Genomic DNA, 21,315 nt, shown 5'->3' with positions numbered 1-21,315 from the left:
CCGGCCGCCGTCGGCGTGGGGCCGGGGCTCGTCACGTCGTTGCTGACCTGCTGATCCTACGGCTCAGCGGAGCGTGGGTGCCTCAGCGACGAAGGAGCGCCAGGCGGTCGGGCCGAAGGCGAGCGTGGGACCACCCTGGTCCTTGCTGTCGCGGACCAGGATGCGACCGGGAAGGTTGTCCGCCACCTCGACACAGTCGCTTCCGTTGCTGTTGCTGCGGCTGGACTTGCGCCACGCCGGCTCGGTCATAGTTCCTTCACCAACTTCAAGATCATGTCTCGCGACTGGTCGCGCGGCAACGCAACACCACTCAGAGCCTGCCAGGCCTGTTCGAGGGTGGCAACCCGCTTCGGATCGGTCACCAGGCGGCCCTCCAACTGGTCGTCGACATAGCCGACGGTGCCGCCGGTCTCGGCCATGCTGGCGAGCATGAACGGCCCGTTCTGCCCGGGATGCAAGCCGGCGGAAACCGGGGCCACCTGCACCAGCACCCGCGACCGGGTGCTCATCTCGGCGATGTGCTCCAATTGCTCCCGCATGATCACGGGGTCTCCCCGGCGAAGTCCGTCCTCGTCGATGATGAACTGACACACCGGCGGCTCCTCCCGCTCGAACACGGCGGCCTGTCGCGTCATCCTGAGAGCGAGGTACTCGTCGGCCTTAGCGGGAGTTAGCAGGCCGCTGTGCAGGATGGCCCGGGCGTACGCTTCCGTCTGGAGCAGTCCAGGGATGATCTGGCACTCGTACCGCCGAATTGCGGAGGCCTCCTGCTCCAACTCCGGTAGCGCCCGGAACCAGTCCGGTGGGATGCTCTTGCGGGCGTTCTCGGAGAGTTCCTTGATCAGCGGGGCGCTGCTGAACACCTGATCGATGTGGTCTGCCGTGTCGGGCATCGGTATCTGTCGACCGGTTTCGAACTTGGCGATCAACGACGTCGAGACGCTTAGTCGCTGCGCCAACTGCTCCTGTGTCATGCCGCCATTGAGTGAACGAAGAAACCTGAGCACCTGCGGAATGCCGTTGCTGCTCACTGCTGCTTGTCCTTCCGGCCCGTATCGGGGCAGCTTCCTACCAGGAATCGACTGCCTTGCGTGCCGGTATCTTCTCTCGTCGTGCCCACATAGTCCAGGGTGGAGACGAAACTTGTATTGATCATCTTCGTCCAATTCCGTTCCGGATCGGAGATGCTCGTCGAGCTTGATGCCAGAGGTGAATCATGATGCACCTGTGGCATCAAGCTCGCGGAGACACCTTGGGTCCGCAGAGCTGGCACGGGCACTCCACCAGCAGGTCAGCCGCACATCTGGCTGACCCGTCGGCGGCGCACCCGGCTGACGGGCCGGCGAAAAGTTGTTGGTCCTCGGCCGGCCGCCGCCTCTCACCCGTGTCCGGCGACGTCGCCGGACGTCCCGCGCCCCGGGCGGGCCGGGACCCGGTTGGGCGTCGACTCACCCGGCACGGAGAGGGAGAGGCTGGAGGGCCAGATGATCTACACGACCAAGTTCGGGGTGCTGGCGCGGCGGTCGACCTGGCGGTGGGGCACCATCACCTTCGCCGCCGCCGCCGTCCTGGGCGTGCTGCTCGCGGTGGTGTTGGCGGCCTGCGGCCCGTCCGGGGCCGGGCGAGTCGGCGTAGCGTCAGACGGTGGCCAGGCGTCCGGGGCAGCAGGGCTCGGTGGCGCGCCGACCGGGGGCGGCGACAGCGGGTCGGCCGGTAGCGGCGAGCCGCAGACCGGCGGCACCGGCGACGATGCCGACGGCAGCGACCCGGGTGGTGGCGGCACCGGCGACGATCCTGACCACCCCGACGGCGGGGGTTCCGGCGACGATGGTGACGACGGCGAACCGGTGCCGACCGTGCAGCCGGCCGCCGAGGACTGTGTGACGTACGACCCGGCGAACCTGACGATCGAGCAGAGCGGCGACGCGTGGCGGATGCGCGACGGCGGCCACGCCATCAAGCTCTTCGCCACCAAGACCGACGCCGAGGACGGCGTCAAGGTGGCCCGCAACTGGACCCGGCTCTGCTTCATCGGCCGGGGCAACGACCGCGCCGACCGGCACCGCTACATCATCACCTACTTCCAGGGCCCGTCCGGGCTGCCGTTCGGCCCCGCTCCGCACTTCGACTGCATCACGTACGACCCGGCGGAGCTGGCGGTGCACGGACCCGACGGCGACGGCTGGGGGCTGCGGGCCGCGGCCACCCCGCTGCTCTTCCTGGCCAGTGCGGCCGACGCCGAACGGGCCCGGCTGGTCGCGGCCGGCAACACCCGGCTCTGCCTCATCGGCCACGGCAACGGGCAGCCCGACCCGTCGCGCTACCAACTGGAGTATTGGCGACAGTGACGATCCGTCCTCGACCGCGCCACCTAGCATTGCCCGGGTGGACGATCGCGCCATCGTGGCCGCGCTGGTCGCCGGTGACCCGCGCGGCCTCGACCGTGCCTACCGCACGTACGCCGACCGGCTGTACACGTACTGCCGGTTCGTGCTGCGCGACGCGGACGGCGCGGCCGACGCCGTCCACGACACGTTCGTCCTGGCCAATCAGCGGGCGGCGCAGCTGCGCGACCCGGAGCGGCTGCGCCCGTGGCTGTACGCCATCGCCCGCAACGAGTGCCTGCGGGTCATCCGTGGCCGGCGACGGCAGTTGCCGCTGGACGAGGTAGGCGAACTGCCCGCCACGCCGGTCGACCCGGTGACCGGGCTCGGTGCCGAACAGCTACAGGAGCTGGTCCGGTCGGCCGCGGCCGGGCTGAACCCCGGTGACCGGCAGGTGATCGAGCTCGCCATCCGGCACGACCTGTCCGCCGCCGACGTCGGTGCCGTGCTGGGGGTTTCCGACAGTCACGCTCACGCCCGGCTGTCCCGGGCCCGGACCCAACTCGAACGGGCCATCGGCGCGTTACTGGTGGCCCGCACCGGTGCCGACGACTGCCCGACCCTCGGTGAGCTGCTGCGCGGCTGGGACGGCACGCTCACCGTGTTGCTACGCAAGCGGGTCAGTCGGCACATCGAGTCCTGCCCGACCTGCGCCGACCGGCGCCGCCGGCAGGTCAGCCCGGCCGCGTTGTTCTCCGCGTACGCGACCCTGCCGATGCTCGTCGTACCGGCGGAACTCTGGCCCCGGCTGGAGTTGACCAGCGCCGCCGCCGGGCAGGCGGCGACCCGGGCGCGGATCGAGCAGCGGGCCGGCCGGTTCGACCCGGCCACCGGCTTCCCCCGCCGAGGCGAGCCGCGCCGAGGTCGGCTGCTGGCCGGCCTGGCGGCGGCCGCGGTGCTGGCCCTGCTGATCGGTGGTGCCGTGGTGATGGTTCCCCGGCTGGCTACGGTCGACGACACCGCCCGGTTGGCGCCGGCCGGGTCGCCAGGTCTGGCCGCGCCACCGACCACGCCGTCGGCCAGCGGTGCGCCGACGGGCACCCCGGGCGAACCGGCACCGACGACGCCGACACCGACCGCGCCGGCCGGTGGCGCTCCCGAGCCGAGCGGCCCCGCCGAGCCGGCGCCGCCGCTGACCGTCCAGGCCGAGGCGCGGGTCTCCTGCACCGGATCCAGCCGCTACCGGAATGCGGGCCAGTGCTCCGGCCTTCAGGCCGGGGGTGAAGGCCCGCGCTGGGAGGGCCGCCAGGGCCCGAGCAGTGCTCTAACCTGGCCGGTTCTGCTGCTCGATGTACTGCGTCACGATGCTCAGCGGCGCGCCGCCGACGGAGCCCGCGAAGTACGAGCCCGACCAGAGCTTGTTGGCCCGGTGGTAGTGGCGTGCGAGGTCGGGGAACTCCTGCCGCGGGTGGCGCGACGGGACGCCCTTGAGTGAGTTGACCAGGCGGGAAACGGCGACTTTGGGTGGGTGGTCGACCAGCAGGTGGACGTGGTTGTCCTCGCCGTTGAACTCGACCAGTTCGGCCTCGAAGTCGCGGCATACGTCCCGCATGATGGCTTCCATGCGGGTCAGGTGCCGGTCGGCGAACACCGTGTGCCGGAACCTCGTCACGAAAACCAAGTGGACGTGCATCGCGAAGACACAGTGCCTGCCGGTACGGATACCCTCACCTTCTGCCATAGACCAACATGATATCGTGTGGTTCGTGCAGCTCCGGTACCAGTTCCGGGTCTACCCGACACCCGGCCAGCAGATCGCGCTGGCGAAGGCGTTCGGATGCGCCCGGGTGGTGTTCAACGACGGGCTGCGCGCACGGCGGACCGCCCACGAGCAGGGCCTGCCGTACATCTCGGACGCCGAACTGTCCAAGCGGGTCATCACGCGGGCCAAGACGACTCCGGAACGGGCGTGGCTGGGCGAGGTGTCGGCCGTGGTGTTGCAGCAGGCCCTCGCGGACCTCAACACCGCCTACCGCAACTTCTTCCACTCCGTGTCGGGCAGGCGTAAAGGCAGCATGGTGGCGCCGCCGAGGTTCCGGTCCCGTAAGGACAACCGGCAGGCGATCCGTTTCACCCGTAACTCCCGGTTCACGGTGCTGGACAACGGTCGTCTGCGGCTGCCGAGGATCGGCGACCTGGCGGTGCGCTGGTCCCGGTCGTTGCCGTCGGACCCGTCGTCCGTGACGGTCATCCGGGACGCCGCCGGGCGGTACTTCGCCTCGTTCGTCGTGCGGACCAGCGAGGACGAGCCGCTGCCCGAGGTGGACGCCGAGGTGGGGATCGATCTGGGGCTGACGCACTTCGCGGTCATGTCCGACGGCACGAAGGTCGCCGCACCCAGGTTCCTGCGCCGCGCGGCCCGCAAGCTCAAACGGCTGCAACAGGCCCTGTCGCGCAAACAGCGGGGCAGCAACCGCCGTGGGAAGGCCGTCGTGAAGGTCGCCAGGGCGCACGCCCGGGTGGCCGACACCCGGCGGGACTGGCAGCACAAGCTGTCCACGACGATCATCCGTGAGAATCAAGCGGTGTACGTCGAGGACCTGTGTGTCGTCGGTCTCGGCCGGACCCGGCTGGCGAAGTCGGTGCACGACGCCGGATGGTCGTCGTTCGTCGCCATGCTGGAGTACAAGGCGGCGAGATACGGGCGTACGTTCGCCCGGGTGGACCGGTGGCTCCCGTCCACCCGGATGTGCTCGGACTGCGGGCGCGTCAACGACAGGATGGCGTTGGACGTGCGGTCGTGGGTGTGTCCGTGTGGCGGTCACCACGACCGGGATGTCAACGCGGCGATCAACATCAAGGCCGCCGGGCAGGCGGACGTCAACGACCGTGGAGCGCGGGTAGGACCGGGACCCGTCCCGGCACCGCGCGGTGAAACGGTAACCCGCCAGAACGCTGCGCGTGTCACGCGCGGCGTGGCTGGAATCGCCGCCGTTTAGGGCGGCGAGGATGTCAACAGCTGACCGTGGTCGCCACCGTCACCGGTGGCACCGTCGAGTCGGCGGTGCTCACCTGGACCGGCGGCGCGGCCGGCTCGACGCAGCCGTCGCCGACGTATCCGACCGCGGAACCGGGATCCGACCCGTAGTCGACCTCCGGTCCCGGTGCCGGCGGCCCGGGTGGCATCGCCGCGCCGGGCACGGTGCCGGCGCGGGGCGGCGAGGCGGCGACGACGGTCTCCGGGGACACCGCCACCGGGCAGGTCTGGCGGGTGGCCGTGGCGTCGGTCGCCTGGCAGGTCGCCGTCGTGGCAGTCGACGGGCGGCGGGCCGGTGCCGGGCCGTACCCGGCAGCCAACCCGTGCCCGGTGCCGGGCTGACCAGGGGAGGGGTCCTGCGCTGACCAGGCGAGAGGTACCGCGCTGACCAGGGAAGGCCGGCGTCGATGCGCCCGGCGGGCAAGGGTCTGTGACCGACGTCCTGCCCGGTCGACGTCACCTCGGCCGAGACGGCAGGATGTCCGGCATGCAACGTGACACCGACGACGGCGACCGCTTCGACGACCAGCTTCGGATCTACCACCGGGCCGGCACGCAGGCGGACGTCCCGGCGGTTCTCGCGCTGCTCGACGACGCGGTCCGCTGGCTGGCCGAACACGGCCGTACCGGGCAGTGGGGGACCGAACCGCAGTCGACCGACCCGCGCCGGATCGCGATGGTCACCGGCTGGGCGAAGGAGAGCGGCCTGGTGCTGGCCTGTGTGCCGACCGGCGACGGTGGTGAGCGGGTCGTCGGGGCGCTCGCCGTCGGCACGGCCCGGTCCTACGCGCCGCCGGTCAACGAACCCGAGTTGTACGTGAACCTGCTGGTCACCGACCGGTCGTGGGCCGGTCGAGGGGTCGGTCAGGCGTTACTGGACCGGGCGCGGACGCTCGCCGTCGAACGCGGCGCGACCCTGTTGCGGGTCGACTGCTACGCCGGTGGTGACCGGGCGTTGGTCCGCTACTACGAGCGGGCCGGGTTCACCGCCGCCGAGCCGTTCACCGTCGACCAGCCGACCGGCCCGTGGCCAGGCCAGATCCTCAGCCAGCGGATCCGTTGACCGACCGGCCGGTCCCGGTGGTCGGCTGGCCGGAGCCGGCACGCCAGCCGGCCGGGTCGACCCCGCCCGGCACCGCTGTCGCCGGCTGGTACGGCCCCCGGGTCAGCACCAGGGTGCCGAGATCGAGATGGCTGACCGCGCCGGCCGCGTCCCGGCACACCCGCAGCGTCTCGTCGGCGTAGAAGCCCTTGAAGCCCAACCATCGGTCATCAGCCGTACGGCGGAATTGGGTGCCCCGGTTGGCCACGCCGATCGGGGTGAGCTGCAGGGTGCCGTCGCCGAGCAGGCGGAGCGCCACCGGGCGCGCACCCCAGTACCACGGTCCGGTCAGGTCGACCAGCGCCAGGTCGACATCGGTGGCCGGCCGCCACGGAGGCGGGATCACCGGCTCCCGGTCAGCGACGATCTTGACGAGGTCGGCGGCGATCTCGTCGATCTGCGGTCCCGTCGTGACATTGGCCAGCACCACAGCGGCGACGTCCTGGTCGGGGCAGGTCCACAGCGCGGCGAGGAAACCGGGTACCGAGCCGGTGTGCCCGGCCAGCTCCAGACCTTCGTGGCGGAGCAGTTGCAGGCCGAGGCCGTACCCGCAGTCCGGGTCCGCACTCTCCGGCGGCGAGGCAGGGGTGCGCATCCGGGCCAGCGAGTCCGCCGACAACAGCCGGGTGTCCGCGCCGAGCAGCACCGCCGCCAGCCGTCCCAGGTCTGCGGCGGTGGACCAGAGTTGTCCTGCCGGGGCGAGGTGACCGTACTGCGGCGTCGGCTCGGGCAGCAGCACATCCGCCCACGGATGCACCGCCCATCCGGTGGCGTGCCGTCCACTCGGCTCGGCGCCGGTGGCGGACATGCCGAGCGGGTCGAGCAGCGCCTGCCGCAGGTGGTCGCCGCACCGGTGCCCGGACAGCCGCTCGATGAGCGCGCCGAGCAGCGCGTACCCGGGATTCGAGTAGCGGTAGCGGTGCCCGGCCGGCCGTCGGTCGGACGCCGGCCCGAGCACGTCGGACAGTTCGGGGCGCAGCTCGCCGGGGGTGCGCTCCCACCACGGGCCGGGCGGCTCGGCAGGTAGCCCGCCGGTGTGTGCCAGCAACTGCTCCACGGTCGCCGCGACCCCGCAGCCGGGCAGGTGCCGCTGGATCGGATCGGTCAGCTCCAGCCGGCCCGCCTCCCGCAGCAGCAGCACCTGCACTGCGGTGAAGGTCTTGCTGATCGACCCGATCCGGTAGCTGGTCGCCGCGTCCGGCGTGCCGTGGTCGACCTCACCTCGGCCGGCGGCCCAGACCAGCCCGTCGGCGCGGACCACCGCCGCCACCATCGACGGTGCCCGCCCGTCGACCTGGCCGACGGCGAGTCGGTGCAGCAGCGCCCGCCGGGTCGTCGGCAGGAGGCCGGCGACGGTGTGGTCCGGCGTCGACCCGGGTCGTTCCTCCGTCGTCATGACCGCCATTGTGTCGGGTGCGGCCGGCGGCGGTGCCGTTGACCGCCCGCCGCTGCGGCACCATTGACCAATGCCAGGTTCGTGGCATGGTTAGCCGATGGATACCGCAGATCCTCCGCAGGCAGGCGTTCCGCCGCGTCCGTGGCTGGCCCGCCCGGTGGCGGTGCTCGGCGGTGTGGTCGCCGGGCAACTGCTGCTGGCCCGCAGTGACCAGGCCGCGGTGATCCTGACCAGTGTGCTGGCGTACCCGACGGGTTTCGAGTTCGACATCAGCGCGATCCTGCGGGCCCCGGAGCCGGCGACCGCCGCCGGTCCGGCACGGCAGCCGGCCGGCGCGTCGGGGCCGCCCCGGCCGCGTACCCCGGTCGAAGGGGTCGGCGGCCTGCAGGTGATGGTCCGGTTCGCCGACGGTACGGTGCTGAGCAGCCTGCACCGCAGCACGTCGCGGGCCGACCGCGAACCCGCCGGCCCGCTGCTGTCGCCCGTGGCGGCCAGCACCGACCAGCAGCGGCACGACGCCCGCTTCTGGGTGTGGCCGCTGCCGCCGGACGGCCCGGTGACGGTGGAGTGTGCCTGGCCGGCGCGGGACATCCCGCACAGCCGGGTGGAGGTCTCCGGTGAGTTGATCCGGCAGGCGGCGGCCGGTGCCGTCGAGCTGTGGCCGGCGGCACCGCCGGCCGACCCGGCGGTGCCGGCCGGCTGACCGGAGGCCTGACGCTGGCCATCGTCGGTGGCCGGGTCAGTCCGGCAGCAGTGGGGCGGCGGGGCCGAGGTCGCGGCCGAGCAGCACCGCGCGGTTGACCGCGCTGGACCCGAACCGGTCCCGGACGGCGTCGAGCGCGGCGTCCAGGCTCTCCTGCCGGCCGACGGGGTGTGGCGCTGCCTGCGGCGGCGCGTCGGCCGAATCGAGGGGCAGCGCCAACTGGGTGGCGTGTCCGTCGTCGAGGTTGCCGACTGAGACGCCGACCAGGGTCAGCCCGCGTTCGCGGATCATCGGACCGGCGGCGGCCAGCAGGTCGCGGGCGGTGTCCAGGATGGTCGACGTCTGGTTGGTGGCCCGGGGCAGGGTGTGGGCGCGGGTGGCCCGGGTGAAGTCGCCGAACCGCAGCCGCAGGGTGACCGTCCGGCCGGTGCGCCCGGCGGCCCGCATGCGTCGGCCGACCCGGTCGACCAGCCCGGCGAGGATCGCGTCCACGTCGGCCGGGTCCCGGCTGGCCCGGCCCAGCGCCTGCTGGGAGCCGATCGAGCCGCGTCGGCCGCCGGTCTGGACCCGGCGCGGGTCCTGGCTGTGGGCGAGGGCGTGCAGGTGCCGGCCGGCGGCGGCGCCGACGATGCTGACCAGCGCCGCCTCCCCGAGGCCGGCGACCCGGCCGACCGTGGTGATGCCGCGTTCGCGCAGCCTGCCGGCGGTGACCGGGCCGACGCCCCAGAGCCGTTCGACCGGCAGCGGGTGCAGGAACGCCAACTCCTCGTCGGGCGGCACCACCAGCAGCCCGTCCGGTTTGGCGACGCCGCTGGCCACCTTGGCCAGGAACTTGGTCCGGGCGACCCCGACGGTGATCGGCAGCCCGACCTGGTCGCGGACCGCGACCCGCAGCCGGGCGGCGATGTCGGCCGGCGCTCCGACGAGCCGGCGCAGCCCGCCGACGTCGAGGAACGCCTCGTCGATGGAGATCGGCTCGACCAGCGGTGTGGTCTGCCGGAACACCTCGAACACCTCCCGGCTGGCCGCCGTGTAGGCCGCCATCCGGGGCGGCACCACCACCGCCTCCGGGCAGATCAGCCGGGCCCGCCGGGCGGGCATCGCGGTGCGGACGCCGCGCGCCTTGGCCTGGTAGCTGGCGGCCAGCACCACGCCGGCGCCGACGATCACCGGCCGGTCGCGCAGCCGGGGGTCGTCGCGTTGCTCGACCGAGGCGTAGAACGCGTCCAGGTCGGCGTGCAGGATGCTGGCCTCACCCGCCACCGCGCCATCATCGCACAGATGTTCGACGAACGGGTGTGAGCTGCGCAGACGTCGCCTACCCGGCGGCGGGTCGCTGCGGGTGGCAGCGGGTCACTCCGGGACGAGGCGGTACGCGCCGTCGCTGGCCGAGGTGGCCATCGAGGCGTACGCGCGCAGCGCCGCCGATACCGGCCGCTGCCGGTCGACCGGGGTGTACGGGCGGTCCCGCTTCTCCTGGGCGATCCGGCGGGCCTGCAGCACCTCGTCGGGCACGTTCAGCTCCAGCTTGCGGGCCGGGATGTCGATGACGATCTCGTCGCCCGGCTCGACCAGGGCGATCAGCCCACCGGAGGCGGCCTCGGGGGAGGCGTGCCCGATGGACAGCCCGGAGGTGCCGCCGGAGAACCGGCCGTCGGTGATCAGCGCGCAGGCCCGGCCGAGGCCGCGCCCCTTCAGAAACGAGGTCGGGTAGAGCATCTCCTGCATGCCCGGCCCACCCTTGGGGCCTTCGTAGCGGACCACCACCACGTCACCGGCGACCACCTCGCCGGCCAGGATCGCCGAGACGGTGTCCTCCTGCGACTCGTACACCTTGGCCGGGCCGCGGAAGGTCAGGCAGTCGTCGGGCACCCCGGCGGTCTTGACCACCGCGCCCTGCGGGGCCAGGTTGCCGTGCAGGATCGCCAGGCCGCCGTCGGCGGAGTACGCGTGCGCCACGTCGCGGATGCAGCCCTGCGCCGCGTCGGTGTCCAGGCTGGACCAGCGGTTGGTGGTGGAGAACGGCTCGGTGGTACGCACCCCGCCGGGGGCGGCGTGGAACAGCTCGACCGCCTCGTCGGTGGCGCTGCCGCCCCGGATGTCCCAGTCGGCCAGCCACCGGCTCAGCGACGGCGAGTGCACGGCGTGCACGTCGCGGCGCAGCGCGCCGGCCCGGTCCAGTTCGCCGAGGATCGCCGGGATGCCGCCGGCCCGGTGCACGTCCTCCATGTGGTACTTCGGGGTGTTCGGGGCGACCTTGGCCAGGCAGGGCACCCGGCGGGAGATGTCGTCGATGTCGGCGACGCCGAAGTCCAGCTCGGCCTCGCGGGCGGCGGCCAGCAGGTGCAGCACCGTGTTGGTGGAGCCGCCCATCGCCACATCCAGGGCCACCGCGTTCTCGAAGGCGGCCCGGCTGGCGACGGCGCGGGGCAGCACCGAGGCGTCGTCGCCGTCGTACCACCGCTTGGCGATCTCCACGACGGTCCGGCCGGCCTCGACGAACAGTGACTTGCGGGCGGCGTGGGTGGCCAGCACCGAGCCGTTGCCCGGCAGCGCCAGCCCGACCGCCTCGGTGAGGCAGTTCATCGAGTTGGCGGTGAACATGCCGGAGCAGGAGCCGCAGGTCGGGCAGGCGGACCGCTCGATGGTGTCGAGCTGGGCGTCGGTCACGTTGTCGTTCGACGCGGCGATCATGGCGTCGATCAGGTCGAGCTTGGCGTGCACGACGCCTTCGACGGCGACGGTCTTGCCGGCCTCCATCGGGCCGCCGGAGACGAATACGGTCGGGATGTTCAGCCGCAGCGCGGCGAGCAGCATCCCCGGGGTGATCTTGTCGCAGTTCGAGATACACACCAGCGCGTCGGCGCAGTGCGCGTTGACCATGTACTCGACGGCGTCGGCGATCAGCTCCCGGCTGGGCAGCGAGTAGAGCATGCCGCCGTGGCCCATGGCGATGCCGTCGTCGACGGCGATCGTGTTGAACTCGCGGCCCACCCCGCCGGCGTCGGCGACCGCGTCGGCGACCAGTCCGCCGAGGTCCTTCAGGTGTACGTGGCCGGGCACGAACTGGGTGAAGCTGTTGGCGATGGCGACGATCGGCTTGCCGAAGTCGTCGTCGGTCATCCCGGTGGCCCGCCACAGGGCCCGGGCGCCGGCCATCGTCCGACCGTGGGTGGAGGTCCTCGACCGCAGCTCAGGCATTCGACAAGTGTTACACCACGGTTGCCGGGCCGGCGGTCCCAGCCGTGTCGCGTTTCACGTGTCGGGATGTCTCCTGCCGGCAAACCCGCACCCCGGCACCACGGGCCGGCGCCGATCCGGCAGAGTTGTGGCGTGCACCTCCCCTCGGGCATGCAGGCGCTCGCGTTGGCGAGTGGGCTGGCGGCTGCGCTGGGCGTGGGATGGTTGTTCGTCGTGGCCCGCCGCCGGGACGGATCGTCGGACCGGGCCCACCGGCTGCTCGCGGTCGGCGCCGGGCTGACCACCGTCAGCGTGCTCACCGGGCTGGTCGGCGCCGTCGCGATGGCCGCCGAGTGGGATCGGCAGCAGCCTCAGCGGAGTCTGCTCGCCACGGTCGTCGCGGTCGGCTGCGCGCTCGGCGGACTGCTGCTGATCTGGGGCCTGCTGCGGCTGCCGGGCACCGCCGGGCGGTCCGCGCCGACCGCGCGTCACCTGCTCGACTGCCTGGCGGTCGGTGCGGCGCTGTGGTTCACCGGCTGGGTACTGGTCGCCCCACCGACCCGGCTGCTGGGCGCGGCCACCCCGACCGCCTGCCCGGCGATCCTGCTGGCCACCGCGACCGTCGCCGCGATCACCGGCGTGGCGGTGATGACCGCGCTGCACAGCGGCCGGCATCCGGCCGGTCCGCTGCTCGGCGGTGTGGGCACTGTGCTGATCGGGCTCAGCGGTATCGGCGCGGCGGCGGGCATCTGCCAGTACGGTGTGGGGCTCGTCCTGGTCGGTGCCGTCGGGTTGCCGGTCGGGCTGGTGCTGGTCTGGTTCGGTGGGGGACGGCCGGGGTGCGGCGGCAGCGCGCCGGCCGGCCTGGTGCCGCGCGGGGCCGGTTACGTGTTCCTGCCGATGGTGGTGATGGCCGCCGCAGGCTTCTACCACGTGGCCAGCGGCGGCGAGTTCACCACCGTCGCGGTGGCGGTCGGCAGCCTGGAGGGCTTCATCCTGGTGAGCCGGCAGTATCTGGCACTGCTCGACGTGCGCCGGTACGCGGCCCGGCTGGCGGCCAGCGAGGCGCACTTTCGCAACCTGGCGCACACCGACCCGTTGACCGGGTTGGCCAACCGGCGGGCGCTGCTGCGTGAGCTGTACGACTGCGTCGCCGATCGGCGTCCCGGCGGGCTGCTCACCCTGGACCTGGACGGTTTCAAGACGGTCAACGACATGCGGGGTCATGACGTCGGTGACGCGGTGCTGATCGAGGTGGGCCGGCGGCTGATCGCCGAGCTGGCCGGGGCGGGGCTGGCTGCCCGGTTGGGCGGCGACGAGTTCGCCGTACTGCTGTCGTTGCCGGACCCGGACGAGGCGCACAGCGTCGCGGTCCGGATCCTGCGCGCCCTCGACGAGCCGTACCCGCATGACAAGGGGCCGATCTACGTGTCGACGAGCATCGGGATGGCCTGTTGTTCGACTGCGCAGGACGTGCCGACGCTGTTGCGCAACGCGGACCTGGCGCTGCGCTCGGCGAAGCAGCGGGGCAAGAACCGGGTGGAGCGCTACGACGTCTCCTACGACCAGGCCCAGCGTCGCCGGGTCCGGCTGGAGCACGAGATGCGCGGCGCGATCGACCGCGGCGAGCTGCGGCTGGCCTTCCAGCCGGTGGTGGCGGTGCCGTCGGTACGGCCGGTCGGTGCCGAGGCGTTGATCCGTTGGCGCCATCCGGAGCTGGGCAAGGTGCCACCGGACGAGTTCATCCCGCTGGCCGAGGAGTGCGGGATGATCAGCCGGCTGGGTGCCTGGGTGCTCGACGAGGCGTGCCGGCAGCTGTCCCGCTGGCTGGCCGAGGGGCACGACGTCTGGGTGTCGGTCAACGTGTCACCGCACGAGCTGCACGCCCCGGAGTACGTGCTGCAGGTCGACGAGGCGTTGCGACGGCACCGGGTGCCGTCGCAACGCCTGGTGCTGGAGGTCACCGAGCATGCCGTCGCCCGGGACCTCGCGGAGCTGATCCGCCGGCTGAAGGCGCTGCGCGCCACCGGGGTACGGATCGCCCTGGACGATTTCGGCGCCGGCTACTCGTCGCTCGGCCAGCTGCGGAACCTGCCGATCGACATTCTCAAGATCGACCACAGCCTGGTGGCGGAGCAGGGGCCGGTCGCGCCGCCGCTGCCGGGTCGGCGGGCGTTCGCGCCGATGGTCGACGTGGTGATGCGGCTCGGGCACCAGTTGGGTCTGGAGGTCATCGCCGAGGGGGTGACCAACCAGGCCGAGCTGGCCGTCGTGGTGGAGGCGGGCTGCCGGTTCGGGCAGGGTGCGCTGTTCGGCTGGGGGGTGCCGGCCGAGCATCTGGAGGCGATGCTGTCTGCGGCGACGTCGTCCGGTAACCGGCATGGAATCGGCGGCCGCCGCCGTCCCGGCGAAGATCAGCAGGCCAGCGCCGGTGCGGCGTCATTAGTCGCCCAGGATGTGAGATCAGTTGACTCATCGCGTGAGATGCGTCAGGCTTAGCCCCATGTCGCTGACTCTGTCGTCTCGAGTACTTACCTGAGCGCACTCTCCGATCGAGAGTGCGCTGGCCCCGTGCATCTGCACGAGGGCCGTTTTTATTGCCACATCCCTGCCGGTTCCGGCCGATCGGTCCCATCTGCCGGATACGCCGCCGAGACCCATGTCACGAGACCACTGAGCTGAAGGCCTGAATCGTCATGACGAGACCCACGCCCGAGACCCTCGCCCACCGCGCGCACTCGGCCGCGGCGGCCGCGCCGACCCCGGTCACCCTCGCCAACGCCGTGACCCCGCCGCCGGCCCCGCCGGTGCCGGTCTCCGGCGCGGGTTGCCTGGTCCGGTCCCTGGAGGCACTCGGCGTCGACGTGGTGTTCGGCATCCCCGGCGGGGCGATCCTGCCGGCCTACGACCCGCTGTACGACTCGACGGTGCGGCACATCCTGGTCCGCCACGAGCAGGGCGCCGGGCACGCCGCGACCGGCTACGCCCAGGCCACCGGTCGGGTCGGGGTGTGCATGGCGACCTCCGGTCCGGGTGCCACCAACCTGGTCACCCCGATCGCCGACGCGTACATGGACTCGGTGCCGATCGTGGCCATCACCGGCCAGGTGGCCCGCCCGTCGATCGGCACCGACGCCTTTCAGGAAGCCGACATCCAGGGCATCACCCTGCCGATCACCAAGCACAACTACCTGGTGCAGTCGGGCGAGGAGATCCCCCGGGTGCTCGCCGAGGCGTTCCACCTGGCGGCCACCGGCCGGCCCGGCCCGGTGCTGGTCGACATCCCCAAGGACGTGCTGCAGGCGCAGACCACCTTCGCCTGGCCGCCGACGCTGGACCTGCCCGGCTACCGGCCGACCCTGCACCCGCACGGCAAGCAGATCCGCGAGGCGGCCCGGCTGATGGCCGGTGCCCGCCGCCCGGTGCTCTACGTCGGCGGCGGCGTGCTCAAGGCGCAGGCCACCGAGGGGCTGCGCCGGCTCGCCGAACTGACCGGCATCCCGGTGGTCACCACGCTGATGGCCCGGGGCGCGTTCCCCGACTCGCACCCGCAGCATCTGGGCATGCCCGGCATGCACGGCACCGTCGCGGCGGTGTACGCGCTGCAGAAGGCGGACCTGATCGTGGCTCTCGGCGCCCGGTTCGACGACCGGGTGACCGGCAAGCTGGATTCCTTCGCCCCGGGCGCGGCGGTGGTGCACGCCGACATCGACCCGGCCGAGATCGGCAAGAACCGTACCGCCGACGTGCCGATCGTCGGCGACGCGCGGCACGTCATCGACGAGCTGATCGAGGCGTACCCGGCGGCGGAGCGGGCCGCCCCCCCCGCCGGCCGCCCGGCGGTGCGCCCCGCCGGCCCGGCCGGCGACCGCAGCGACTGGTGGGCGCAGCTGGACGACCTGCGGCAACGCTACCCGCTGGGCTACGACGAGCCGGACGACGGCACGCTGTCCCCGCAGTACGTGATCGAGCGGCTCGGCAAGCTGGCCGGACCGGACGCCATCTACGTCGCCGGCGTCGGCCAGCACCAGATGTGGGCCTCCCAGTTCATCTCCTACGAGAAGCCGAACACCTGGCTCAACTCCGGCGGCCTGGGCACCATGGGGTACGCGGTCCCGGCCGCGATGGGCGCCAAGGTCGGCCAGCCGGAGACGGTGGTCTGGGCGGTCGACGGCGACGGCTGCTTCCAGATGACCAACCAGGAGCTGGCCACCTGCGCCCTGGAGGGCATCCCGGTCAAGGTGGCGCTGATCAACAACGGCAACCTGGGCATGGTCCGGCAGTGGCAGACACTGTTCTACGGCGAGCGCTACTCCAACACCGACCTGGGCACCCACAAGCACCGCATCCCGGATTTCGTCAAACTGGCCGAGGCGCTCGGCTGTGTCGGGCTGCGCTGCGAAAACGCCGCGGACGTGGACAAGACCATTGCCGCCGCAATGGAGATCAACGACGTCCCGGTCGTGATCGACTTCGTGGTCGGCAAGGACGCCATGGTCTGGCCGATGGTCGCCGCCGGCACCAGCAACGATGAGATCATGTTCGCCCGGGACGTCCGGCCCACCTTCGACGAGGACGACCTGTGACGAGGACGACCTGTCACGACCCGGCCAATCCGATGATGACGAGGAAGAAATGACCAAGCACACGCTCTCCGTGCTGGTGGAGAACAAGCCCGGGGTGCTGGCCCGGGTGTCCGGCCTGTTCTCCCGGCGCGGGTTCAACATCGACTCACTGGCGGTCGGCGAAACGGAGAACCCCGAGGTCTCCCGGGTCACCATCGTCGTCGACGCCGACTCGTCGCCGCTGGAGCAGGTGACCAAGCAGCTGAACAAGCTGGTCAACGTACTGAAGATCGTGGAACTCGATCCGGCGGTGTCGGTCGCCCGCCAGTTGCTGCTGGTCAAGGTCCGCGCGGACCGGGCGATGCGCTCGCAGGTGCTGGAGACGGTGAACCTGTTCCGCGCCCGGGTGGTGGACGTCGCACCGGACACCCTCACCGTCGAGGCCACCGGCACGACCGACAAGCTGGACGCGTTGCTGCGCGATCTCGAACCGTTCGGCATCAAGGAGATGGTGCAGTCCGGTCTGGTCGCGATCGGGCGCGGCTCCCGGTCGATCACCACCGGGCCGGCGCTGCGCGCCGCCTGACCGCCGGCCGGCAGCATCGGCTGCCGGCCCTGATGACCTGCGGCAGGCAGCTGCCGCCCGAGGAAAAGCCGGCCACCGTGGCCGGGCACACGAGAGGGAAGTCATGACCGCTGAGGTGTTCTACGACGACGACGCCGACCTGACCGTCATCCAGGGGCGGAAGGTCGCCGTGCTGGGGTACGGCAGCCAGGGCCACGCCCATGCGCTGTCGCTGCGCGACTCGGGTGTCGACGTCGTGATCGGCCTGCCGGAGGGCTCCAAGAGCCGGGCCAAGGCACAGGAGCAGGGGCTGCGGGTCCTCGGTCCAGCCGAGGCTTCGGCCTGGGCCGACGTGATCATGGTGCTGGCCCCGGACACCGCGCAGCGGTCGCTCTACGCCGAGGCGATCGCACCGAACCTGACCGCCGGCAAGGCGCTCTTCTTCGGCCACGGGCTGAACATCCGGTACGGGTTCATCACCCCGCCGGCCGATGTGGACGTGGCGATGGTGGCGCCGAAGGGCCCCGGGCACCTGGTCCGTCGGCAGTACGTCGACGGCAAGGGCGTGCCATGCCTGGTCGCGGTCGAGCAGGACGCCAGCGGTGCTGCCTTCGGTCTCGCCCTGGCGTACGCCAAGGCGATCGGCGGCACCCGGGCCGGCGTGATCAAGACCACCTTCAAGGAGGAGACCGAGACCGACCTGTTCGGTGAGCAGGCGGTGCTCTGCGGCGGCGCGTCGGCGCTGGTGCAGACCGGGTTCGAAGTGCTGACCGAGGCCGGCTACGCGCCGGAGATCGCCTACTTCGAGTGCCTGCACGAGCTCAAGCTGATCGTGGATCTGATGTACGAGGGCGGCGTCGCCCGGATGCGCTACAGCGTGTCGGACACCGCCGAGTACGGCGACTACTCCCGTGGCCCACGGGTGGTCGACGCCAGGGTCAAGGAGGAGATGCGCAAGATCCTCGCCGAGGTGCAGTCCGGGGAGTTCGCCCGGGAGTGGATCGCCGAGGACGACGCGGGCCGGCCGAACTTCGCCAAGTGGCGGGCCGAGGGCGCGGCGCACCCGATCGAGGAGACCGGGCGGAAGCTGCGCGGCATGATGAGCTGGGTCGACCGACCGATCACCGAGACCGCCTGACGCCGGACAGAGCCCATCACCGACAGTGATCGGTGATGGGCTCTGCGCCTATCTCGGGCGGAGTTTCGTTACCGGAAGATTGCGGCTTGGGGTCGGTTTCGGGTAGTCGGTTTCCGACGCCGATAATTGACCTACGGTTACAGGTAGTTAATGGCCGCCTCGGGTAATGTGCCCCGCATGCGTCTGGAGCAATCGCACCGTACGGAGCGCTTCGGGGCCGTTCGCATCCATGAGCTTCAGCGTGTCATCGAGCTGGACTCGGGGGATGTCGCCGGTGACCGCAGCCGTGGGCTGGTCTCTCAGGAGGACATCCGGGCCGTCGAGCGGGACATGGTGGTGGTCATACCCTGCATGAATGAAACACGCAGGGTGATCGAAGGAGTGCTCTCTGGTATTCCGCACGACTGTCTGATCGTGCTCGTCTCGAACAGCGGCCGGCAGCCGGTGGACCGTTATGAGATCGAGGCCCATACCGTTGAGCAGTTCTGCCGGTCGGCGGACCGGCCGGCGGTCACCGTGCACCAACGAGATCCAGGGCTGGCCGCGGCGATGAAAGCCGCCGGCATGCCGGAGCTGATCGACGAGAGCGGGCTGATCCGCACCGGCAAGGGCGAGGCGATGCTGATCGGCATGGCGGTCGCCGCGCTCACCGGGCGCCGGTACGTCGGCTACGTGGACGCCGACAACTACGTCCCCGGCGCGGTCCACGAATACTGCAAGGTGTACGCCGCTGGCCTGCACCTGGCCGACAGCCCGTATTCGATGGTCCGGATTTCCTGGCACTCCAAGCCCAAGCTGCGCGACGGTCGACTGTTCTTCAGCCGCCGGGGCCGCAGTTCGGAGATCACCAACGGATTCCTCAACCGGCTGATCGCCGAGTACTCCGGCTTCGGCACCGAGGTGATCGCCACCGGCAACGCCGGCGAGCACGCACTCAGCCTCGACCTCGGCCTGCGGCTGCGGCTGGCCGGCGGTTTCGCCGTCGAGCCGTACGAGTACGTCGACCTGTTCGAACGCTTCGGCGGCATCCTGGACACCGACAGCCCCGAGGTGATGGCGCATTCGGTGCCGGTGCTGCAGGTGGAGACCCGCAACCCGCACTTCCACGACAACAAGGGTGAGGAGCACGTCCAGGGCATGCGGATGCAGGCGCTCAACGTGCTGTACCACTCCCCGGTGTGCCTGCCGGCGGTCCGCGAGGCGATTCTCGAGTTCATGACCGACCAGGGGGCGTTGTCGCCGGGTGCCGAGCCGCCCCGCGAGCGGGTCTATCCGCCGGTCGGTTCGCTCGCCTTCGACCTGCTCTACGACACCCTGGAGGCGGAGGCCGGCACGTTCCGGCAGATCGGTGACGGCGGCATCGTCCGCAGCCGGATCCCCCGCCATCCGGTCAGTCCGGCGGCAGCCGGCTGACGGTCCGGCGGGGCGGGCTGACGGGTACGGCGGCAGCCGGCTGACGGTCCGGCGGCGGTCGGAGTGCGGCGGCGGTTGGCCGGGGGCGGGTGTTAGGTCTGATTTGTGAGGGCCCTCACCCCCGGCCCTGAGCCGCGCCGTCCACGGCTGCGCCTACGATCGCGGGTAGGCCGCCTCCGTGCCGGCGCGACACCCGGGCGGGGGAGCGTAGGGCGCAGAGCGGCGCCCCACCGCCGCCGATACCCGTCCCGGACGACTTTGAGGACCAATGAATCCTGTCGTACTGATCGCTGAAGAGCTCGCGCCCGCCGCAATCGACGTACTCGCTCATGACTTCGATGTCCGCCACGTCGACGGCACGGACCGTCCCGCCCTGCTGGCCGCGCTCGCCGACGCCCACGCGGTGATCGTGCGCAGCGCCACCCAGATCGACGCCGAGGCGTTGGCCGCCGCGCCCCAGCTGAAGGTGGTCGCCCGCGCCGGCGTCGGCCTGGACAACGTCGAGGTGCCGGCCGCCACCGCCCGAGGCGTCATGGTGGTGAACGCACCCACCTCCAACATCGTCTCCGCTGCTGAGCAGGCGATCGCCCTGCTGCTCGCGGTGGCCCGCAACACCGCAAGCGCCAGCGCCGCGCTCAAGGCCGGCGAGTGGAAACGGTCGAAGTACACCGGCGTCGAGCTGCAGGGCAAGACCGTCGGCGTGGTCGGGCTCGGCCGCATCGGCGTGCTGTTCGCGCAGCGGATCGCCGCGTTCGGCACCCGGCTGATCGCGTACGACCCGTACATCCAGCCGGCCCGCGCGGCGCAGCTCGGGGTTCGCCTGGTCGGGCTGGAGGAGCTGCTCCGGGAGAGCGACTTCATCTCGATCCACCTGCCGAAGACCCCGGAGACGCTCGGCCTGATCGGCGAGAAGGAGCTGGCGATCGTCAAGCCCGGGGTCCGGATCGTCAACGCCGCCCGGGGCGGCCTCGTCGACGAGCAGGCGCTGGCCGATGCGTTGGCCGAGGGCCGGGTCGGTGGTGCCGGCGTCGACGTGTACGCGAAGGAGCCGTGCACCTCGTCGCCGCTGTTCGCCTTCGACAACGTCGTCGCCACCCCGCACCTGGGGGCCTCGACCGCCGAGGCGCAGGACAAGGCGGGTCTGGCCGTGGCCCGCAGCGTCAAGCTCGCGCTGCAGGGCGAGTTCGTTCCCGACGCGGTGAACGTGCAGGCCGGCGGGGTGGTCGCCGAGGATGTCCGGCCGCTGCTGCCGCTGGCCGAGAAGCTCGGCAAGGTGTTCACCGCGGTGGCCGGGGTGGTCGCGGCCAGCGTCACCGTCGAGGTCCGCGGCGAGGTCGTCGGCAACGAGGTGTCGGTGCTCAAGCTGGCCGCCACCAAGGGGCTGTTCAGCTCGGTGGTCGAGGAGCAGGTCACCTACGTCAACGCGCCGCACCTGGCCGCCGACCGGGGCGTCGAGGTGGAGCTGGTCACCCACCCGGACACCGTCGACCAGCCCAACCTGGTCACCGTCCGGGGGGTGCTGCCCGACGGCGGTACGGCAAGTGTCTCCGGCACCGTGGTGCAGTCCGCCGGGCGGGACGTGGTCCGGCTGACCGAGGTCGACGGCTTCGACCTCGAGCTGTCCGCCGAGGGCATCCTGCTCTTCTTCCGGTACGCCGACCGGCCGGGCGTGGTCGGGACGATCGGCTCGATCCTCGGCGAGTCCAGTGTCAACATCGCCGCCATGCAGGTGGCTCGGCGGTCCGCCGGTGGCGAGGCGCTGATGACCCTCACCGTCGACTCCGCCGTCGGCGCGGAGTCGCTGCACAATGCCGCCAGCTCGATCGGGGCGACCGCGGCCAGCGCGGTGGACCTTCGCGAGGAGTGACCCGCCGGACGTGTCGTCCGACTTC

The 21,315-nt window shown here is 71.7% G+C and carries 17 protein-coding genes and 1 pseudogene; 11 read left to right on the top strand and 7 right to left on the bottom strand.

Translation table 11 applies throughout. From position 1 onward, the window contains the following. Positions 1–63 precede the first annotated feature (63 nt). On the bottom strand, positions 64–249 hold the full coding sequence (locus tag O7543_RS11715) for a DUF397 domain-containing protein (protein WP_278167694.1): 186 nt from the start codon (positions 247–249) through the stop codon (positions 64–66). Then, positions 246–1,166 carry a helix-turn-helix transcriptional regulator gene (locus O7543_RS11710; RefSeq protein ID WP_281553801.1) on the bottom strand — a complete coding sequence of 307 codons (921 nt, stop codon included), beginning with the start codon at positions 1,164–1,166 and terminating at the stop codon, positions 246–248. The genes O7543_RS11715 and O7543_RS11710 overlap by 4 nt, the downstream gene beginning before the upstream one ends. Before the next feature lie 318 nt (positions 1,167–1,484). Between O7543_RS11710 and O7543_RS11705 the strand changes: the two genes are divergently transcribed. After that, positions 1,485–2,348 carry a hypothetical protein gene (locus O7543_RS11705; RefSeq protein ID WP_281553802.1) on the top strand — a complete coding sequence of 288 codons (864 nt, stop codon included), beginning with the start codon at positions 1,485–1,487 and terminating at the stop codon, positions 2,346–2,348. Positions 2,349–2,385: 37 nt separating this feature from the next. After that, positions 2,386–2,886: pseudogene (locus O7543_RS11700) on the top strand (sigma-70 family RNA polymerase sigma factor); the annotation flags it as partial. A gap of 762 nt (positions 2,887–3,648) precedes the next feature. Here O7543_RS11700 and tnpA read toward each other — a convergent pair. Next, complete coding sequence (tnpA, locus tag O7543_RS11695) at positions 3,649–4,065, bottom strand: IS200/IS605 family transposase (RefSeq protein WP_281553803.1); 417 nt, start codon at positions 4,063–4,065, stop codon at positions 3,649–3,651. 16 nt (positions 4,066–4,081) lie between these two features. On the opposite strand from tnpA, the gene O7543_RS11690 reads away from it, so the two are divergent. Continuing rightward, a complete protein-coding gene (locus tag O7543_RS11690; RefSeq protein ID WP_281567354.1) occupies positions 4,082–5,323 on the top strand; it encodes a transposase in 1,242 nt (413 codons plus the stop codon). A 13-nt stretch (positions 5,324–5,336) separates the two neighbouring features. On the opposite strand, the gene O7543_RS11685 is transcribed toward O7543_RS11690, so the two are convergent. After that, complete coding sequence (locus O7543_RS11685; protein ID WP_281553805.1) at positions 5,337–5,681, bottom strand: hypothetical protein; 345 nt, start codon at positions 5,679–5,681, stop codon at positions 5,337–5,339. Positions 5,682–5,848: 167 nt separating this feature from the next. On the opposite strand from O7543_RS11685, the gene O7543_RS11680 reads away from it, so the two are divergent. Further along, positions 5,849–6,424, top strand: a complete 576-nt coding sequence (locus O7543_RS11680) for a GNAT family N-acetyltransferase (RefSeq protein WP_281553806.1) — start codon at positions 5,849–5,851, stop codon at positions 6,422–6,424. On the opposite strand, the gene O7543_RS11675 is transcribed toward O7543_RS11680, so the two are convergent. Beyond that, complete coding sequence (locus tag O7543_RS11675) at positions 6,405–7,859, bottom strand: serine hydrolase domain-containing protein (protein ID WP_281553807.1); 1,455 nt, start codon at positions 7,857–7,859, stop codon at positions 6,405–6,407. The genes O7543_RS11680 and O7543_RS11675 overlap by 20 nt on opposite strands. A gap of 97 nt (positions 7,860–7,956) precedes the next feature. Between O7543_RS11675 and O7543_RS11670 the strand changes: the two genes are divergently transcribed. Then, positions 7,957–8,562, top strand: a complete 606-nt coding sequence (locus O7543_RS11670) for a hypothetical protein (protein WP_281553808.1) — start codon at positions 7,957–7,959, stop codon at positions 8,560–8,562. Positions 8,563–8,598: 36 nt separating this feature from the next. On the opposite strand, the gene dinB is transcribed toward O7543_RS11670, so the two are convergent. Continuing rightward, positions 8,599–9,825 carry a DNA polymerase IV gene (gene dinB / locus O7543_RS11665; protein WP_281553809.1) on the bottom strand — a complete coding sequence of 409 codons (1,227 nt, stop codon included), beginning with the start codon at positions 9,823–9,825 and terminating at the stop codon, positions 8,599–8,601. A gap of 90 nt (positions 9,826–9,915) precedes the next feature. Then, positions 9,916–11,763, bottom strand: coding sequence for a dihydroxy-acid dehydratase (ilvD, locus tag O7543_RS11660; RefSeq protein ID WP_281553810.1), 1,848 nt, complete (start codon positions 11,761–11,763; stop codon positions 9,916–9,918). Positions 11,764–11,913: 150 nt separating this feature from the next. Here ilvD and O7543_RS11655 point away from each other — a divergent pair, with 150 nt between their 5' ends. From O7543_RS11655 to serA, 6 genes are all read left to right on the top strand, one after another. Continuing rightward, positions 11,914–14,241 (top strand): bifunctional diguanylate cyclase/phosphodiesterase, encoded by a 2,328-nt coding sequence (locus O7543_RS11655; protein WP_281555488.1) that lies wholly within the window; start codon positions 11,914–11,916, stop codon positions 14,239–14,241. Between the two features lie 197 nt (positions 14,242–14,438). Next, positions 14,439–16,328, top strand: coding sequence for an acetolactate synthase large subunit (locus O7543_RS11650; protein ID WP_281553811.1), 1,890 nt, complete (start codon positions 14,439–14,441; stop codon positions 16,326–16,328). 49 nt (positions 16,329–16,377) lie between these two features. Beyond that, the gene (ilvN, locus tag O7543_RS11645; RefSeq protein WP_281553812.1) at positions 16,378–16,893 is read left to right on the top strand and encodes an acetolactate synthase small subunit; all 516 of its coding nucleotides are present in this window, start codon (positions 16,378–16,380) and stop codon (positions 16,891–16,893) included. 103 nt (positions 16,894–16,996) lie between these two features. Further along, positions 16,997–18,010: a ketol-acid reductoisomerase gene (gene ilvC / locus O7543_RS11640; RefSeq protein ID WP_281553813.1), complete on the top strand. Its 1,014-nt coding sequence runs from the start codon at positions 16,997–16,999 to the stop codon at positions 18,008–18,010. 150 nt (positions 18,011–18,160) lie between these two features. Then, the gene (mpgS, locus tag O7543_RS11635) at positions 18,161–19,423 is read left to right on the top strand and encodes a mannosyl-3-phosphoglycerate synthase (protein ID WP_348650098.1); all 1,263 of its coding nucleotides are present in this window, start codon (positions 18,161–18,163) and stop codon (positions 19,421–19,423) included. Positions 19,424–19,691: 268 nt separating this feature from the next. After that, positions 19,692–21,290: a phosphoglycerate dehydrogenase gene (serA, locus tag O7543_RS11630; protein WP_281553815.1), complete on the top strand. Its 1,599-nt coding sequence runs from the start codon at positions 19,692–19,694 to the stop codon at positions 21,288–21,290. The last annotated feature ends 25 nt before the right edge of the window (positions 21,291–21,315 follow it).

This window comes from Solwaraspora sp. WMMA2080, from assembly GCF_027497395.1.
Lineage (GTDB): Bacteria > Actinomycetota > Actinomycetes > Mycobacteriales > Micromonosporaceae > Micromonospora_E.
The sequence above is the reverse complement of the archived record's forward strand: the minus strand, read 5'-3'. Positions and strand labels throughout refer to the sequence as shown.

What these genes read in the sequence shown, in the direction of transcription:
- O7543_RS11715 (WP_278167694.1), bottom strand. Translation starts at nt 249, where the DNA reads ATGACCGAGCCGGCGTGGCGCAAGTCCAGCCGCAGCAACAGCAACGGA.
- O7543_RS11705 (WP_281553802.1), top strand. Translation starts at nt 1,485, where the DNA reads ATGATCTACACGACCAAGTTCGGGGTGCTGGCGCGGCGGTCGACCTGG.
- tnpA (WP_281553803.1), bottom strand. Translation starts at nt 4,065, where the DNA reads ATGGCAGAAGGTGAGGGTATCCGTACCGGCAGGCACTGTGTCTTCGCG.
- O7543_RS11680 (WP_281553806.1), top strand. Translation starts at nt 5,849, where the DNA reads ATGCAACGTGACACCGACGACGGCGACCGCTTCGACGACCAGCTTCGG.
- O7543_RS11675 (WP_281553807.1), bottom strand. Translation starts at nt 7,859, where the DNA reads ATGACGACGGAGGAACGACCCGGGTCGACGCCGGACCACACCGTCGCC.
- O7543_RS11670 (WP_281553808.1), top strand. Translation starts at nt 7,957, where the DNA reads ATGGATACCGCAGATCCTCCGCAGGCAGGCGTTCCGCCGCGTCCGTGG.
- ilvD (WP_281553810.1), bottom strand. Translation starts at nt 11,763, where the DNA reads ATGCCTGAGCTGCGGTCGAGGACCTCCACCCACGGTCGGACGATGGCC.
- O7543_RS11655 (WP_281555488.1), top strand. Translation starts at nt 11,914, where the DNA reads ATGCAGGCGCTCGCGTTGGCGAGTGGGCTGGCGGCTGCGCTGGGCGTG.
- O7543_RS11650 (WP_281553811.1), top strand. Translation starts at nt 14,439, where the DNA reads ATGACGAGACCCACGCCCGAGACCCTCGCCCACCGCGCGCACTCGGCC.
- ilvN (WP_281553812.1), top strand. Translation starts at nt 16,378, where the DNA reads ATGACCAAGCACACGCTCTCCGTGCTGGTGGAGAACAAGCCCGGGGTG.
- ilvC (WP_281553813.1), top strand. Translation starts at nt 16,997, where the DNA reads ATGACCGCTGAGGTGTTCTACGACGACGACGCCGACCTGACCGTCATC.
- mpgS (WP_348650098.1), top strand. Translation starts at nt 18,161, where the DNA reads ATGGCCGCCTCGGGTAATGTGCCCCGCATGCGTCTGGAGCAATCGCAC.
- serA (WP_281553815.1), top strand. Translation starts at nt 19,692, where the DNA reads ATGAATCCTGTCGTACTGATCGCTGAAGAGCTCGCGCCCGCCGCAATC.